This is a genomic window from Dactylosporangium sp. NPDC000521 (assembly GCF_042898305.1).
In the GTDB taxonomy this organism is placed as follows: Bacteria; Actinomycetota; Actinomycetes; order Mycobacteriales; family Micromonosporaceae; genus Dactylosporangium.
Genome location: NZ_JBIAYW010000004.1, coordinates 156,709 through 172,389, shown reverse-complemented (window position 1 = coordinate 172,389; position 15,681 = coordinate 156,709). Strand labels below are relative to the sequence as shown.

The window sequence follows — 15,681 nt, the reverse complement described above, 5'->3', positions numbered from 1 at the left end:
AGTTCCTTGTCTCGGACCGCTCGGGGAGATTCTCGGCGCGCATCCGAAGAAGTCAATGGCCTCGGCGGTCACGGGGCGATGGAGGCCCGGCGGGCGGCCCGGGAGCGGCGCACGCCCAGGACGCCGACCACGATCAGCAGGACGCCGAACACGCCGACACCCGCGACGATCATCGTCAGGTCGTGCAGCGTCAGCTTGGACATGAACGAGGACATGGCGCCAAGTGTGCCAGGCCGCGGCCCGCCGCGGTGTCCCGGACGATCATGCGGTGCGAGCGCCGGCCGGCCCGCGGCCCGCCCGGGCCGGCCATCTCGCTTCCGGTGAGCTTGTGCGATCGCATGCTTCCCTTCCGGTAACACCAGTCTCAGCGGAACCGCCGGGCACGGGGCGCGAACCGCCGCAGCACCACCCGATCGATGACGTTTAGGGCACTTTGAGTGCGCTGACGGTGGCGGCCAGGCCGGCGGTGAGACGGTCGAGGTCGGCGGCGAGCTCCTTGGCGCGCAGCACGGTCGCGTGCGCCTCCTTGCGCTTGCCGGTGACGGCGGTCATCGTGTCGGCGATCTCGGCGGCGCCGCCGGCCGCCTGGCCGATGCTGCCCGACATGCCGGCGGTGGTGCTGCTCTGCTGCTCGACCGCGCGGGCGATTGTCGTCTGGAAGCCACTGACCCGGCCGATGACGTCGGTGATCCGGTCGATCGCCTGCACGGCACCGGTGGTGTCGGCCTGCAGCGCGGCGATGCGGCGGGTGATGTCCTCGGTCGCGGTGGCCGTCTCCTGCGCCAGGTCCTTGACCTCGCTGGCGACGACGGCGAAGCCCTTGCCCATCGCGCCCGCGCGGGCCGACTCGATCGTGGCGTTCAGCGCGAGCAGGTTCGTCTGCTCCGCGATCGACGTGATGACCTTGATCACGGCGCCGATCTCCGACGAGGAGTCGCCGAGCCGGGTCATCGTCTTGCCGGTGGCGTCGGTGACCCGGACGGCGTCGGCGGCCACGGTCGCGGCCTCGCCGCTGCTGCGGGAGATCTCGCCGATGCTGGCGTCCAGCTGCCGCGCGCCGGCGGCGACGCTGGTGACCTGGGCGTGCACGTGCTTCGCCGCGTCCAGGACGCGCTGCGACGCGGCGAAGGACTGCTCGGCCGAGGTGAGCATCTCCTCGACGATCCCGCCGAGCTGCCGGCCGGCGGCGCTGAGGGCGGCCGCCGACGCGGCGACGTCGCGGACCGTGCCGGCGACCCGGTCGAGCGTGCCGTTCACGGCGCCGGCCAGCGGCGACGCGCCGGCCGGCACCCGCCCGGTGAGGTCGCCCGCGGCGGCCCGGCGCAGCACCTCCGCCGCCTCGTCCCCGCCGCCGGCACCGCGGCGGCCTGCGAAGAAGCCGATCGCGGCGCCGACCAGGACGCCGCCCAACACGATCAGAAACGTGGTCATGGTGCCCTCCCACTCCTCCCATCGGCCGCCGGCGCGAGGAGAACAGCGGATCGCGATGATGAACTTCCCGCATCGATGAGGCAGGATGACCCCCGATGGGCGAGCTGCTGCTGGGGGGCCGCTATCACCTCGAGGAGCTGCTCGGCTCGGGCGGCATGTCGGTGGTGTGGCGGGCCCGTGACGAGATCCTGCACCGCGCGGTGGCGGTCAAGGTGCTGCACCTGAACGACGACCGGCAGGACGGCCGGATCCGGGCGGAGGCGCGCGCCGCCGCCGCGCTGTCGCACCCCAACCTCGCCCAGGTGCACGACTTCGGCGAGGACGGCTTCCCGTTCCTGGTCATGGAACTGGTCGAAGGCAGGACCCTCGAGCAGCACATGGACGACGGCCCGATGCCGCCGGCCGAGGTGTTCCGGATCTGCGCGGGCGTCGCCGCCGGGCTCGCCGCCGCGCACGAGGCCGGGCTCGTCCACCAGGACGTCAAACCGGCGAACATCATGGTCACCCCCGGCAGTGCCGGCCAGGTGGCGAAGCTCGTCGACTTCGGCCTCGCCTCGCCCGCCGGCTCGCGGCTGCCCGAGGACGTCCTCGGCACGCCCGCGTATCTCGCCCCGGAGCGGCTGACCGGGCAGGTCGCGCCGCCGTCGGACGTCTACGCCCTCGGGGTGCTGCTCTACCGGCTGCTGTCCGGGGAGCTGCCGTGGACGGCGGAGACGACCACCCAGCTGATCCGCGACCACGTCTTCACCCCGCCGCTGCCGCTGCCGCCGCTGCCCGGGGTGCCCGGCGCGGTCAGCCGGTTGTGCATGGCGAGCCTGGCGAAGGAACCGGCCGCCCGCCCTTCCGCCGCCACCGCCGCGGGTGTGCTGGCAGCGGCCGCCGCCACCGGGACGACGCCGACCGGCGCGGTGCCCGTCCCGGCCCCGGTCACGGCCGCGGAGGACGCCGGACCCGGCCGCGGGGGCCGGGGTCGCCGGTACGCCGTCGCCGCCCTCGTCCTCCTCGTCGCCGCCGCCTTCCCGTGGTTCCTGGCCGCGCTGGACGGCGCCGACCGGCGCGACACCGCCGGCGCGGCCACCAGCGGCCCCGTGCAGCCCGGTGCCCAGCCCGGTGCCCAGCCCGGTGCCCAGCCCGGTGCCCAGACCGGCACGCGGTCCGGGGGTGCCGGGCCGAGCGGCGCCGGGGAGACCGGCGCGACCGGGGGAGCCCCCGGCCGGGACGGCACGCAGGGCACGGGCTCGGGGCTGTCCGCGCAACCGTGGGGCGGCACGCCCGCGACCACGCCGGCCGCACCGGCCACGCCCACCTCGGCGGCCACGCCGCCGCGCACCGCCGGGCCTTCGCCGGAGGGGACCGCGCCGGTCGCGTTCACCACCGAGGCCGCCACCGCCCAGGCCGCGTGCGCCGGTGGCGGGCGGGTCCGGGTCGTGGCCGTGACGGTGACCAGGCCGTACAAGACGGAGACCCGCCAGGACGGTCCGGCCGCGACCGCGTTCGTCGAGCTCCGCCACGGCAACGACCTCGTCAGGATGACGTTCACCTGCTTGTCCGGCGAACCTGTCATGAATGTGACCCGCAGCACCCGTTGATTCGCGCTGCGTGTACTTCTCCCTATGAATTGTCGTGGATCAATGGTCGGCTGGATCGATGACCAGACCTTCCACCCAGGCGGTGATCCTTGGTGCCAGCATCGCCGGGCTCCTCGCCGCCCGCGCGTTGAGTGACACCTTCGGCACCGTGACCGTCATCGACCGGGACGACCTCACCGGCACCGGCCCCCGCAAGGGCGTCCCGCAGGGCCGGCACGCGCACATGCTCTTCGCCAAGGGCCGCGAGGTCATCGAGGACCTGTTCCCCGGCATCACCGGCGAGCTCGTCGCCGCCGGCGCGCTCACCGTCGACGTCCACGCGGGCTTCGCCTGGCACAACGGCCCGAACGCGCTGGCCCGCGCCGCCTCCGACCTCGTCGTGCTCGCCGTCAGCCGCCCGGCCCTCGAGGACCACCTGCGCGCCCGTGTCGGCAGGCTTCCCGGCGTCACCGTCCGCGGCGGCCTCGAAGCCACCGGGCTGCTCCACGAGGACGGCGCGGTCGTCGGTGTCCGGGCCGTCCCCGCCGGCGCCGGACCCGGCGCGCCGGCCGAGGAGCTGCGGGCCGACCTGGTCGTCGACGCCACCGGCCGGGGCAACCGCGGCACCACCTGGCTCACCGAGCTCGGCTACGCGCCGCCGGAGCAGGACAGCGTCATGGCCGGCGTCGTGTACGCCACCCGTGAGTACGAGCGCCGCCCCCTCGCCAGCGGCATGCTCGGCGTGCTGACCGGGGTGACGCCGAAGTACCCGTACGGCGCCGCGCTGCTGCCGATGGAGGGCGACCGCTGGATCCTGACCCTCGCCGGGCTCGGCGACGACCTCCCGCCCACCGACGAGGCGGGCTTCGCCGCCTACGCGACCCGCCTGTCGATCGGGGACCTCGCCGAGGTGGTGCACGGCGCCCGGCCGCTCGGGCCGCCGCGGCCGTTCCGCGTCCCGGCGAGCGTGCGCCGCCGGTACGAGCGGATCCGCCGCCATCCGGAGGGCTTCCTCGCCTTCGGCGACGCCATCTGCGCCTTCAACCCGATCTACGGCCAGGGCATGACCGTCGCCGCGCTCGAGGCCCTGGAGCTGCGGACCGCGGTCGCCGACGGGCTCGCCGGCCTGCCCCGGCGCTTCTACGCCAGGGCGTCCGCGGTGATCGACACGCCGTGGGACATGGCCGTCGGCGGCGACCTCGCCTTCCCGTCGGTGCCCGGCAGGCGCACCGTGAAGATCCGGTTCCTCAACTGGTACCTGGCGAGACTGCTGCGCGCGGCGGAGACCTCACCGGAGGTGGCGGTCGCCTTCCACCGCACGGTGAACCTGACCGAGCCGCCGGGGCGCCTCTTCGCCCCGGCGATCCTGCGGCGGGTCTTCCTCGGCTGACACCGTCCGGTCTCAGCTTCGCCCCGGCGACCGCGCTCAGCCGAACGCGCGGATCGTGCGGTCGCCGACGACCAGGAGGCGGCCGGAGGCGAGCATGAGCTCGGCGGACGTGTCGTGGTAGGCGGCGAGCCGCAGCCGCCGCACGACGGCGCCGTCGGTGGCGCGCAGGACGACGATCTCCGTGAACTCAGACGACGGCGTGAAGTCGCCGTGCCGCACCGCGGCGTACACGTGCCCGCCGCCGCTGACCAGCGCCGCGTGCAGCGCGGTGTACCCGTAGCCCGGCAGCGCCAGGGGAGTGGCCCAGGTGGCGGTGCCGGTCGCCGGGTCGTAGCGGCGGACGGTGCCGGTGAGGCCGTAACCGAACAGGTCACCGCCGCCGGCGGACAGGCCGTCGACCCACTCGTCGCCGGCGGGGGTGTCGCGGCACCAGCGGACGGCGCCGGTCGCCGGGGCGAGCGAGCACAGCGCCTCGGGGCCGGCGCCGGAGGCGAGCAGCGCCCCGCGGTGCCCGGCGAGCGAGAAGCCGGGCCGCATGCGGGTCCACTGGCGGACCCCGGTCCTCAGGTTGAACGCGAACAGCAGGCTCGCCCCGCCGCTGCCGTCGCCCGTGCCGCGGACCGGGCCGTAGGCGGCCTGCACGGCGACGTCGCCCACGACCGCCGGCGCGCCGGCCGCGTCGCCGTCCACCGCGCCCGACCAGGCGAGGGTGCCGTTGCGGACACGGTACGCGCGGAGGTGGAACCCGGTGCACAGCGCGCGGCACTTCGGTCCGCTGGTGACCAGGACGTGCTCGCCCGCGACGGTGAAGGGCAGGACCGCGGCGTCGGCGGGCAGCGCCACCTCCCAGCGCCGGGCGCCGTCGCGGGTGTACGAGGCGAGCCGGCTGCGCGTGCCGTCGGCCTCGAGGCTGCGCACGTACAGGGCGCCGCCGACGTCGGCGAGCTGCAGCGGGCGGCGGCCGGCGAGCCGGCCCACGACGGTGACCGCGCCGGAGCGCACGTCGACGCGGCGCAGCGCGCCCTTGCCGTAGACGACAGTGAGCTTGCCGCCGGCGACGGCCGCGCCGCCGACGGTGTCGTCGCTGCCGGCCTGCCGCTGCCACACCTGCCGCCGCACGTCGAGGTCGCCGGTGCCGCTCTGGTGGTTGTCGTTGGCGGCGCCCCCGCCGTGCTGCGGCCAGTCGCCCGGGGTGGCCGCCGCCGCGGAGTCCGCGAGCAGCGCGCCGGCGACGCACACGGCGACGATCGCCGCCATCCTGCTGATCATGGATTCAGCGAACCAGCGGCAGGTTGCAGGACGGTGAGAACGGTCGCACTCCACTCGCCCGGGTGCTGGCGGGCCCCGCGGCGTGCCATAGTCGATGGGTGGCGGCGCGGTGGGCGCGCGGTCCCGGACGAGTCACGTCGTACCCGGCCAGACAAGACGGCGTGGTGCCCGGGAGTGTGCCATGCTCGTCCAGATCCTCGGTTCCCTGTGCGTCCTGCTGCCCTTCGTGCTGGTCCAGCTCGGCGTGTGGACGTCCACGTCGCGCCGGTACGTGTGGCTCAACCTCATCGGCTCCACCGCCCTCGCCGTCGAGGCCGCCCTGGGCCGCGACTGGGGGTTCCTGCTCCTGGAGGGCGTCTGGGCACTCGTCTCCCTGCGCTCGCTCTTCAAGCCCCGCCCGGCCGGCACCGCCGCGCCGGCTCGGGACGCGGGCGTCGCCGCCGACTGAGCGCCCCGCCGGCCGCGACCCTCGCGGTGGGACCGGCACCCTGATGCGGTGACTCGCGGCGGGACCGTCCGTCGCGGGTCACACTCGGATGGGTGACGACGATCGGCCCCGACCCGGCCGCACCGCAGGCGCACCCCGTCAATCCGGCGCAGTCGCCACGCCCGGCGCCGGCCGCTGCCCCGGCGGCCGTGTCCGGGACGGTGCCCGCGTCCGGGCCGGCTTCCACCTCCGGCCCGGCACCGGCACCGGTGGTGCGGGTGGCGGACGGTCCGTTGGCGGGCGCGTTCCTGACGATGCCGGCGCTGCGGCTGCTGCTCGCGGAGACTCTGCGGCCGGGAGCGCTCGCGACGGTGGTGGACGAGCTGGTCACCCACCTGCAGCGGCTCCCCAGGCGTCCGGGCGGAGGGGCCGTTCCCGGACCGCCCGGTCCGGCACCCACGCCGGAGCCGCTTCCCGCACTGCCGATGCGGGACGTCATCCGCCCAGGCATCGTCGCAGGGCGCTGGCCCGTGGTTCCGGTAGGACCGGGCGGACCACCGTCACCATCCGGAAGCCCGCCACAACCCGGTCCTCCCGCACCACCGGCCGGCCCAGGTCCGCAACTGCCCGCTCCTCCTCCGCAACAGCCCGGTCCTGCCGCGCTACCACCTGGTCCTGCCGCGCAACCTGGTGCTCCCGCGCAGCAGCCCGGTCCTGGCGCGCAACCGCCCGGTCCTGGCGCGCAACCGCCCGGTCCTGGCGCGCAACCGCCCGGTCCTCCCGCGCAGCCGTCTGGTGCTCCGCCACACCTGCCCGGTCCTGTCGCGCAACCTCCTGGTGGTTTCCCGCAGCACCCTGGTGTTTCTGCGCGACCGCCTGGCGCCGCGCAGCCGCCGGTGGACGGTGTGCCGTTGTCGTTGCCGTCGTTGCCGTCGTTGCCGTCGTTGCCGTCGTTGCGGGAGGGGCCGTCTCCGCTGCCCGGGGGTGTGCCGATCCCCTCGTCGCGCACCGCCGCTCCGCCCGCGGCCGGCAGTGGGCGGCAGCCGCTCGAGGACCTGCGGGCGCTGCTGCCCGGGGAGCCGGCGGCGCAGCGGGAGGTGCTGCGGGAAGCGGTCGGGTGGCTGGTGGAGCACGTCGGCCAGCCGCAGGTCCTCGCGGCCCGGTGTGCGGAGCTCGGGCCGGTCGTGGCGCAGCTCGGGGTGGCGCCGCAGCGGCTGGACAACCTGGCGGTGCTGTTCGTGGACATGCTGCGGGCCAACCCGCCGGGGGTGCCGGTCCGGCGGGAGCAGGAAGAGGCGTGGGCGACGACGGGGAAGCTCGTGGCGCGGTGGCTGGCGGACGGGGCGGCCGCCGCGGCGCACGAGCCGGTGTCGTGGAGCGCGCCGGTGCTCGCGCACGAGCGGCGCGGGCAGGTCGGTGCGGAGCTCCGGGTGCGGACGTACCTGCCGTATCCGTGCCTGCCCGGGCAGCTCGCGGTGGTCGAGTCGGCGCTGCTGCCGGGGCGCTGGCGGCACTGCTGGGCCGAGCCCGACCCCGCCGCGGGCAACGTCGTCGCGCTGCACGTCGTCCCGCACGGCATCGATCCGGTCGGGGCGGCGCTCGTGGAGCGGACCGCGACCGGCGACGTGTTGCGGTTGCGGCCGGTGTACGGGCAGCCCGCCGCCGACCCGCTGTCGGCCCGGCCGCTGCTCGTCGTCGCCGGGCGGGACGCGGTGGCGCCGGTGCGGGCGCTGCTGGGCATGCTCCGCGCGACGGGAGATCCGCGGGCGGTGACGGTGTTCTGGCCGGCGGCGGTGGAGCGGGACCTGTACCGCCTGGTCGACGTCGCGGCCGAAGGCACCGTCGTGATCCGCGGCCGGTTCCCCGCGGGCCACGACGAGGACTGGACGGGTCACGACGCGTTCGTCGCCGACGACCCGGCGGGCGTCGGGCAGGTGCGGGCCCGGGTCGTGGCCGCCGGCGTGCCCGAAGACCGCGTCCGGGTCGCGGCGGCGTGAGCCGCCATCACTCGAACGGGTGACACAAGCGGGCGCGCGATGGCCCGTTCGTGCGCGTCGTAGCGTACGAACGGCCGAAAAATGCGAGTTTTGTCAGATTGCTGGCAACGTCATGGTGGTCGTTTAGCTTCGGGTCATCTGCCCTACTTCGTGGAGGTGAGATGGGAATCCGGAAGGGTGTCGCCGTCGCCGTGGCGGCGGGTGCCGTCGCGGCCGGAGCCGTCGTCCATGCCGTGCCGGCGTTCGCGGCCGACCACGGCGTGGTCCGCGGTGTGGTCGCCTTGACCAACAGTGCACGCGCCCGGGCGGGCTGCGGCCCGGTCACGTTGAGCCCGCGGCTGAGCTATGCCGCGTGGCTGCACTCGAGGGACATGGCCGACCGCGGCTACTTCTCCCACGGGTCGCCCCGCGGTAGCGGCCCGGGAAGCAGAGTGGCGTCCGTCGGCTACCGGTGGTCGTCGTACGGCGAGAACATCGCCTGGGGCCAGCGCAGCGCGCGCGAGGTCATGGACGACTGGATGAACAGCCCCGGTCACCGGGCCAACATCCTCAACTGCCGGTTCCGCAACGTCGGGGTCGCGGTCGCGTACAACGGACGCGGCGTGCCCTACTGGACCCAGGACTTCGCCAGCCCACGCTGAGGGTGGGACCAGGTTCCCGCGGGCACGACGACCGCCCGCGGGAACCTCGCCGGAAAGCGACGTGGTCGTCGGCGCCGAGGCGCCTCTTGGTCGTCGGCGGCGCCGGGGCGCCTCTTGGTCGCGGCGGCGGTGATGCGCGCGTCGCGGACCCCGTCCGGGCGGCTCGATGATCGGGTTGAGCGGCGCAGGTGAGCGGAAACGTCGAAGCTCGCCGCGCACTGCTCCCCGTCGGACCTGATCGGCGATCAGGTCGCCTCCATACGGATCGCCGAATCGAGCCGCACTCGGTGCGGATCTTCGGCCGTGAGCTCACCGGCGTCGTATTTCGCGATCATTTCCCGCACGCCCGCCGAGCGGGGCAGTGGGCCGGCGTTCCCGGTGGGAATAGTCATGGCGCACTTTCCTCCAAACGTCGGCGAATCGTCGTTGAGAAAGTGACGAGAAAACCATAACAGTCGATCTTGTTTTGGCGGACCGGCAGAATTGGCGCGGGCCGCAAGCTCTCGGCCGGCGCCGGTGGACCGCAGCAGATCTTGCGGCATTCAGCCAGTTCACAGCCAGGGTTCACCACGTGTTGCCCGGGTGGGCTGGACAGATCGGGCGCCGGACCGCCTAATGGAATGCACCCCGCCGGGCCCGCAACCCGGCGGCCCTCGGAGCACCCCGCACAACCCTGCCCAACCACTGTTCAGCCAGCCGTCGCCGCACATCCGGGATTCGCCGGACCGGCAGCAGCGCCCGCACGGCTCGCAGAACCGAGTACAACCGAAACCGCCGCCGCACGCGTCACTCAACCGCAACACCACCCTGGGTAGCACGCACCCCTTGAACGGGAGGCCCGCCGTGAACGACATCCTCACCGAGGCAACCGCCGCCGCCTACGTGGCCGCCGCCGGGTTCCGGGTCGGTCCTGTCGGCCGCGTCGGCGTCGAGCTGGAGTACTGCGTGCGCGACCTGAGCGATCCGATGCACCGGCCCGAGCCGGACCGTCTCCTCGGCCTGCTCGCCCACCTCGGCAACCCGCTGCCCGGCGGCAGCGGCGTCACGATCGAGCCCGGCGGGCAGCTGGAGCTGTCCTCCGCCGTCGGCGCGTCGATGGCCGACTGCGTCGCCGCGCTCGCCGCCGACCTCGCCCTCGTCCGCGCCGTCCTCGCCGGCCACGGCCTCGTCCTGGACGGCACCGGCCTCGACGACGTGCGGGCGCCGCTGCTCGTCACCGACCACCCGCGCTACGTGGCGCTCGCCGAGTACCACGAACGGTCCGGCCCGAAGGGGCTCGCGGTCATGTGCAACTCGGCGTCGATCCAGGTCTGCCTGGACGCGGGCAGCGACGACCCCGACGACTGGGGCCACTACCGGCGCCGCTGGTGGCTCGCCGACGCGATCGGCCCGGTGGTCATGGCCGCGTTCGCGAACTCGCCGCACCGCTCGAAATCCGGCCGGCGCTGGGTGTCGCACCGGCAGGGCCTGCGCTTCGGCACGGACGCCAGCCGCACCCGCGCGCCGCGCCGCGACGACGACCCGCGCGCCGCCTGGTCCCGGTACGCCCTCGCCGCCAACGTCGCCATGGTCGCCGGCTCAGGCCGCTGGCACGTGCCGGCAGGGCTGACGATGCGCGCCTGGCTGCGCGGCCACGGCCCCCGGCCGGTCACCCTCGACGACCTCGAGCGGCACCTCGGCACCCTCGTCCCGCCGGTGCGCCCCCGCGGCTACCTGGAGCTGCGGATGATCGACCAGCAGCCCGGCGACGGCTGGGTCGTGCCCGTCGCGGTCGTCACCGCCCTGCTCGACGACCCGCAGGGCGCCGAGGCGGCCGCCGCCGCGACCGAGCCGCTGCGCTCCCCGCTGCGCCGGCACCGCGACTGGCTCGGTGCCGCCCGCGAAGGACTCGCCGACCCGGCGCTCGCCGCCGCCGCCCTGACCTGCTTCACCGCCGCGGGTGAAGTCCTGCGCCGGCAGGGTGCCCCGCTCGCCGTGCGGGACGCGGTCGCCGAGTTCACCGACCGGTACGTGGCGCGCGGCTCCTGCCCGGGCGAGGACCGCCGCGAGCAGCGCCGCAAGGTCCGCGTCGGCGCCGGCGGATGAGCCGCGAGCAGCGCCCCGAAGACGCTTGCCGGCGTCGGCCGATGCGCCGCGGGCGGGCCGCGGAGGTCCGGACCGGCACGGGTGGATGAGGCCCGGCGTGGTGGGACGAGGCGGTAGTCTGGCACCTCGGGTGTGGTATCAACGGGGTGACGATCCCCAGCGCCCACGCGCGCGACCACACCGAGGAGCCGGACCAGTGCGGGACATCGCCGTGTTCAGTGGCAGCGCCCATCCCGGGCTGGCGGAGGAGATCTGCACTCATCTCGAGGTGCCGCTGCAGCCCGTGCGGGTCGACCGGTTCGCCAACGACTGCCTCGAGGTGCAGCTGCAGGCCAACTGCCGCGAGCGGGACGTGTTCCTCATCCAGCCGCTCGTCCCGCCCGTCCAGGAGCACCTCGTCGAGCTGCTGCTGATGCTCGACGCCGCCCGCGGGGCCTCCGCCGCCCGCACGACCGTGGTCATGTCGCACTACGCCTACGCCCGCTCCGACAAGAAGGACGAGCCGCGCATCTCCATCGGCGGCCGGCTCGTCGCGGACCTGCTCAGCGCCGCCGGTGCGTCCCGGGTGCTGACGCTGACCCTGCACTCGCCGCAGGTCCACGGGTTCTTCAGCGTGCCCGTCGACCACCTGCACGCGCTGCGTGAGCTCGCCACCCACTTCCGCGGCCTCGACCTCTCCAACAGCGTGGTCGTCTCGCCCGACCTGGGCAACGCGAAGGTGGCCTCCGCGTTCGCGCGGTTGCTGGGTGTACCGGTGGCCGCCGGCGCCAAGCAGCGCTTCAGCGACGACCGGGTGGTGATCAGCGCCGTCATCGGCGACATCGAGGGCAAGGACGTCATCGTCCTGGACGACGAGATCGCCCGCGGCAGCACCGTCATCGAGCTGATCGACCGGCTCCGCGAGCGGGGCGTCGCGAGCATCCGCGTCGCCTGCACGCACGGCCTGTTCACCGACGGCGCCCTCGACCGGCTCGCCGCCCAGCCCGACGTGCTCGAGATCGTCTGCACCAACAGCGTGCCCATCCCGAAGGAGAAGTGGGTGCCGAAGCTGCGGGTGCTGTCGATCGCGCCCGCGATGGCCGAGGCGATGCGCCGCATCCACAATGGCGAGTCGGTCAGCTCGCTGTTCCACTGAAGCTCCTCATGCACATGAAACAGCCGGTGCTCGGCGTGCTCGGGCCGATGCGGGGCCTGATCGGCGGGCGGCCGGTCGACCTCGGCGGGCCCCGCCAGCGGGCCGTCCTCGCGCGGCTCGTCGTCGCCGGCGGGCACGTCGTGCCGACCGACCGGTTCATCGACGACCTGTGGCAGGGCGTGCCGCCGCCGAAGGCGCTCGCCGCGCTGCAGGTGTACGTGTCGAACCTGCGCCGGGTGCTGGAGCCCGGCCGTCCGCCGCGCACCCCCGCCACCGTGCTCGTGACGGCGGCGCCCGGGTATGCGCTGCACCTGCCCGCGGACGCCGTCGACGCGTGGCGGTTCGAGGCGCTGCTCCGGGAGGGCACCACGGTCGCGGGCGCCGACCCCGGGCGGGCCGACGCGCTGCTGCGGGAGGCCCTCTCGGTGTGGGAGGGTCCGGCGTACGCGGAGTTCGCCGACGAGCCGTGGGCCGTCCCGGAGGCCGGGCGCCTGGAGGAGCTGCGGCTGGTCTGCGTGGAGGAGGGCGGGCGGGTCGCGGTGCGGCTCGGCCGGGCCTCGCTGGCCGTGCCGTCGCTGGAGCGGCACGTGTCCGCGCATCCGCTGCGGGAGGAGGCCGTGCACCTGCTCGCGTCGGCGCTGTACGCGGCCGGCCGGCAAGGGGATGCGCTCGCCGTGCTGCGGTCCGCCCGGGACCGGCTGGCGGCGGAGCTGGGGGTCGATCCGGGGCCGGCGCTGCGGGCGCTCGAGGCGGACGTCCTCGCGCACGCCCCGCACCTCGACGCCGCCCCGCACGGGCAGGCGGCTGCGGCTCCGCACGGGCAGGGAGCTGGTGCCGCTCCGCGCGGACAGGTGGCTGGCGGTGTCGCACACGGGCCGGCGGGTGGCGCTGCTCCGCACGGGCAGGCCGGCGGTCTTGGACACGGGCAGGCGGATGGTGCCGCCGCGCGTGGACAGGCGGGCGGCGCTTCGCACGGGCAGGCAGGTGGCTCAGCTCCGCACGGGCACGGGCACGGGCACGGGCACGGGCACGGGGGCGGCGCGGCGGAGCAACTGTCGCCGACCGGGACGGGTGCGTCCGGCGCGGCGGCCGCAGCACCGGACTGGCCGTGGCGGGAGGCACCGCTGGGACCCCCTCCGTCCGGGTCGCTGCTGGATGCCGATCCGTCCGGGAGGCTACGCGGTACATCTGCCGCGAACGCGAACAGGGGAACGTTCGGCCGCGCGGAGGAGCTGGCCACGCTCGGCCACGTCGCCGAGGAGGTCCTGCGGGACGGGCTGCGGGTCGTGTGGGTCGGCGGGGAGGCGGGCGCGGGGAAGACGACGCTGCTGCGGATGTTCGCGGCGGGGCTCGGGCCCGGCTGGAAGGTCGCGTGGGGACGGTGCCCGGAGGTCGACGGGGCGCCGCCGGCGTGGGCGTGGAGCGAGGTGCTGGGCGCGCTGCCCTCGGACCGGCCGGATGTGCGGCTCGCCCCGCTGCTGGGGACGGAGGGCAGCACGGGGGGCGGCGGCGGGCAGTTCGCGCTCGCGCAGGCCGTCGGGGAGCACCTCGCCGGGTTCGGGCCGCTGCTCGTCGTGCTCGACGACGTCCACCGTGCCGACGGCGAGACGCTGCAGGTGCTGCGGCACGTGGCGGTCGCGTTCGCCGACCGGCCGCTGCTGCTCGTCGCCACCCACCGGCCCGGAGAGGCACTGCCCGACCTGGACCCGGTGCGGGCCGCGCTCGCCGGGCACCGGGCCGTCGACGTCGACCTCGGCGGGCTCGACGCTTCCGCCGGCGCGGCGCTCCTCCAGCACCTCGGCGTGCCCTCCGACGCGGTCGACGACGTGGTCACGCGCACGGGCGGCAACCCGCTGTTCCTCACCGAGACCGCCCGGCTCGTCTCCGCCGAGGGCGCCGACAGCGCGGTCCGCGCCATCCCGTCCGGCATCGGCCACGTCCTCCGGCGGCGCCTCGCCCGGCTCCCCGCTCCCGCGCAGACGGTGCTGCGGCACGCCGCGGTCCTCGGCCGGGACGTCGACATCGACCTGCTCGTCGCCGCGGACGGCTCGGGTGAGGACGCCGTCCTCGACGGCCTCGAGGCCGGTGTCGTGTCGGGGCTGCTCGAAGAGCCGGCGGCGGGGCGGGTCCGGTTCACGCACGCGCTGCTGCGCGACGTCCTCTACGACGACATGCCGCTGCTGCGCCGGCGCCGCCTGCACGCCCGGGTGCTCGACGTGCTGTCGGCCGCCGCGGAGCCGGACGTCGCCGCGCTCGGGCACCACGCCCTGGCCGCCGCCACCCCCGCCACCGCCGCAGTCGCGGCCGGGTATGCGGCGGCGGCAGCGCGGCAGGCCGCCGCGCTGTACGCGCACCGGGAGGCCGCCGGGCTGTTCCGCGGCGCGCTGGACGCCGGTCCGCTGCCGCCCGCGCTGCGCCACGACCTGCTGTGCGGGCTCACGTCGGCGCTCGCCAACGCCGGCGACGTCATCGCCGCCCGGGCCGCCCGCGCCGAGGCCATCGCTGCCGCCGAGCGCGCCGGCGTGCCGTCCGCGGCGGCGCTGACCGCGTACGACGCCCCGGTCGCCTGGACGATCCGCGCCGACCGCGCCGTCGACACCGCGCTCGTCGCGCAGCTCGAAGCGGCGCTGCTGTCCGGCTCGCCGGCCGATCCGGCGCTGCCGTCCGGTTCGCCGGCCGATTCGGCGCTGCCGTCTGGTTCGCCGGCCGGGGCGGTGCTGGCGGGGGCTGACGCGGCGGTCCGGTGCCGGCTGCTCGTCGCGCTGGTCTACGAGCTGGAGGGCGATGACCTGGAGCGCTGCGACGCGGCCAGCGCCGAGGCCCTCACCCTCGCCGGCGACGACCCACTGCTGCGCTGCCACGCGCTGAACGCCCGCTACTTCGCGGTGCTCAACCCCGCCAGGCGGCACGAGCTCCCCGCCGTCGGCGCCCAGCTGCTCGAGGTCGCGACCGCCGCGGGGCTGGTGCAGTTCCAGGCGCAGGCGCACCACGTGCTGTTCCAGGCCGCCCTCGAACGCAACGACCTCACCGCCGCCCAGGACCACGTCGACCGCGCCGTCCGGCACGCGACCGCCGGTCAGCTCGGCGTGGCGCTGTCGGTGATGGCGCTGTTCGCCGCGGTGCGCGCCCTCTTCGCCGGCGACCTCGCCACCGCCGAACGCCTCTACACGGACCTCACCGCCCGCATCGCCCGCACCGGCCAGCCGAACGCCGCCCTCGTCGGCATCGCGGGCGTCTTCTTCGTGCACCTCGCCGACGGCACGACAGGAGATCTCCTGCCGTTGTTGCAGCCCGTGTACGAGCGGATCCCCGACGCCGTCAACGATCTCATGGTCCGTGCCCTGCTCGACGCGGGCCGCGCCGACGAGGCCCGCGCCATGTGGTCGCCCGACACGGCGCCGGTCCGCGAGGACTACTACTGGCTCGCCTGGACCGGGCTGCGCGCCCTGAACGCCGCCGCGCTGCGCTCCGTGCCGCATGCCCGCGCGCTGTACGCGGACCTGCTGCCGTGGGCGGGTCAGTTCGTGGGCCTGGCGAGCGGATCCCTGTGCGGCCCGCCGGTCGACCTGGTCCTCGCGGCCCTGGCCGAGGTCCTGGGCGACACCGGTGCGGCCGCCGGGCACCGTACGGCCGGCCACGCCCTCGCCGCCGCGACGGGCGCGCTGCCGTGGTGCCCGCCCGCGTGAGGCGCGCTCCCGTGCTGTTCGCCGGGGTTTGACGTGGTGCCGTGGTGCCTGC

Annotated in this window: 12 protein-coding genes and 1 riboswitch; of the genes, 8 read left to right on the top strand and 4 right to left on the bottom strand. The window is 75.6% G+C overall.

The window, feature by feature from the left end:
- Positions 1-68: 68 nt before the first annotated feature.
- Both ACFY3L_RS14920 and ACFY3L_RS14915 read right to left on the bottom strand, forming a co-directional pair.
- Positions 69-215 (bottom strand): hypothetical protein, encoded by a 147-nt coding sequence (locus tag ACFY3L_RS14920; protein WP_389322962.1) that lies wholly within the window; start codon positions 213-215, stop codon positions 69-71.
- Between the two features lie 208 nt (positions 216-423).
- Positions 424-1,431 carry a methyl-accepting chemotaxis protein gene (locus ACFY3L_RS14915; RefSeq protein ID WP_389322960.1) on the bottom strand — a complete coding sequence of 336 codons (1,008 nt, stop codon included), beginning with the start codon at positions 1,429-1,431 and terminating at the stop codon, positions 424-426.
- A gap of 95 nt (positions 1,432-1,526) precedes the next feature.
- On the opposite strand from ACFY3L_RS14915, the gene ACFY3L_RS14910 reads away from it, so the two are divergent.
- Positions 1,527-3,020 carry a serine/threonine-protein kinase gene (locus ACFY3L_RS14910; protein ID WP_389322958.1) on the top strand — a complete coding sequence of 498 codons (1,494 nt, stop codon included), beginning with the start codon at positions 1,527-1,529 and terminating at the stop codon, positions 3,018-3,020.
- Between the two features lie 58 nt (positions 3,021-3,078).
- Positions 3,079-4,389 carry an FAD-dependent oxidoreductase gene (locus ACFY3L_RS14905; RefSeq protein WP_389322957.1) on the top strand — a complete coding sequence of 437 codons (1,311 nt, stop codon included), beginning with the start codon at positions 3,079-3,081 and terminating at the stop codon, positions 4,387-4,389.
- A 36-nt stretch (positions 4,390-4,425) separates the two neighbouring features.
- Here the strand turns inward: ACFY3L_RS14905 and ACFY3L_RS14900 are convergent, their stop codons facing one another.
- The gene (locus ACFY3L_RS14900; protein WP_389322955.1) at positions 4,426-5,658 is read right to left on the bottom strand and encodes a PQQ-binding-like beta-propeller repeat protein; all 1,233 of its coding nucleotides are present in this window, start codon (positions 5,656-5,658) and stop codon (positions 4,426-4,428) included.
- Between the two features lie 99 nt (positions 5,659-5,757).
- Positions 5,758-5,824, top strand: a riboswitch (guanidine-III (ykkC-III) riboswitch).
- A 15-nt stretch (positions 5,825-5,839) separates the two neighbouring features.
- On the opposite strand from ACFY3L_RS14900, the gene ACFY3L_RS14895 reads away from it, so the two are divergent.
- The 3 genes from ACFY3L_RS14895 to ACFY3L_RS14885 all read left to right on the top strand — a co-directional run bounded on the left by ACFY3L_RS14895 (position 5,840) and on the right by ACFY3L_RS14885 (position 8,723).
- The gene (locus ACFY3L_RS14895; protein WP_389322953.1) at positions 5,840-6,106 is read left to right on the top strand and encodes a hypothetical protein; all 267 of its coding nucleotides are present in this window, start codon (positions 5,840-5,842) and stop codon (positions 6,104-6,106) included.
- 884 nt (positions 6,107-6,990) lie between these two features.
- On the top strand, positions 6,991-8,082 hold the full coding sequence (locus ACFY3L_RS14890) for a hypothetical protein (protein WP_389322951.1): 1,092 nt from the start codon (positions 6,991-6,993) through the stop codon (positions 8,080-8,082).
- A gap of 161 nt (positions 8,083-8,243) precedes the next feature.
- Positions 8,244-8,723, top strand: a complete 480-nt coding sequence (locus ACFY3L_RS14885) for a CAP domain-containing protein (protein WP_389322949.1) — start codon at positions 8,244-8,246, stop codon at positions 8,721-8,723.
- A gap of 245 nt (positions 8,724-8,968) precedes the next feature.
- On the opposite strand, the gene ACFY3L_RS14880 is transcribed toward ACFY3L_RS14885, so the two are convergent.
- Positions 8,969-9,265 (bottom strand): hypothetical protein, encoded by a 297-nt coding sequence (locus ACFY3L_RS14880; protein ID WP_389322948.1) that lies wholly within the window; start codon positions 9,263-9,265, stop codon positions 8,969-8,971.
- Positions 9,266-9,566: 301 nt separating this feature from the next.
- Between ACFY3L_RS14880 and ACFY3L_RS14875 the strand changes: the two genes are divergently transcribed.
- The 3 genes from ACFY3L_RS14875 (at position 9,567) to ACFY3L_RS14865 (ending at position 15,629) form a co-directional block, all read left to right on the top strand.
- Positions 9,567-10,808 (top strand): glutamate-cysteine ligase family protein, encoded by a 1,242-nt coding sequence (locus ACFY3L_RS14875; RefSeq protein ID WP_389322946.1) that lies wholly within the window; start codon positions 9,567-9,569, stop codon positions 10,806-10,808.
- 196 nt (positions 10,809-11,004) lie between these two features.
- Complete coding sequence (locus tag ACFY3L_RS14870) at positions 11,005-11,943, top strand: ribose-phosphate diphosphokinase (RefSeq protein ID WP_389322944.1); 939 nt, start codon at positions 11,005-11,007, stop codon at positions 11,941-11,943.
- Between the two features lie 8 nt (positions 11,944-11,951).
- Entirely contained in the window at positions 11,952-15,629 is a 3,678-nt protein-coding gene (locus ACFY3L_RS14865; RefSeq protein WP_389322942.1) for a BTAD domain-containing putative transcriptional regulator, read from the top strand.
- Positions 15,630-15,681: the final 52 nt, after the last annotated feature.

Coding starts and splice junctions, on each gene's coding strand:
- ACFY3L_RS14920 (WP_389322962.1), bottom strand. CDS start 215: ATGTCCTCGTTCATGTCCAAGCTGACGCTGCACGACCTGACGATGATC.
- ACFY3L_RS14915 (WP_389322960.1), bottom strand. CDS start 1,431: ATGACCACGTTTCTGATCGTGTTGGGCGGCGTCCTGGTCGGCGCCGCG.
- ACFY3L_RS14910 (WP_389322958.1), top strand. CDS start 1,527: ATGGGCGAGCTGCTGCTGGGGGGCCGCTATCACCTCGAGGAGCTGCTC.
- ACFY3L_RS14905 (WP_389322957.1), top strand. CDS start 3,079: ATGACCAGACCTTCCACCCAGGCGGTGATCCTTGGTGCCAGCATCGCC.
- ACFY3L_RS14900 (WP_389322955.1), bottom strand. CDS start 5,658: ATGATCAGCAGGATGGCGGCGATCGTCGCCGTGTGCGTCGCCGGCGCG.
- ACFY3L_RS14895 (WP_389322953.1), top strand. CDS start 5,840: ATGCTCGTCCAGATCCTCGGTTCCCTGTGCGTCCTGCTGCCCTTCGTG.
- ACFY3L_RS14885 (WP_389322949.1), top strand. CDS start 8,244: ATGGGAATCCGGAAGGGTGTCGCCGTCGCCGTGGCGGCGGGTGCCGTC.
- ACFY3L_RS14880 (WP_389322948.1), bottom strand. CDS start 9,265: ATGCCGCAAGATCTGCTGCGGTCCACCGGCGCCGGCCGAGAGCTTGCG.
- ACFY3L_RS14865 (WP_389322942.1), top strand. CDS start 11,952: ATGCACATGAAACAGCCGGTGCTCGGCGTGCTCGGGCCGATGCGGGGC.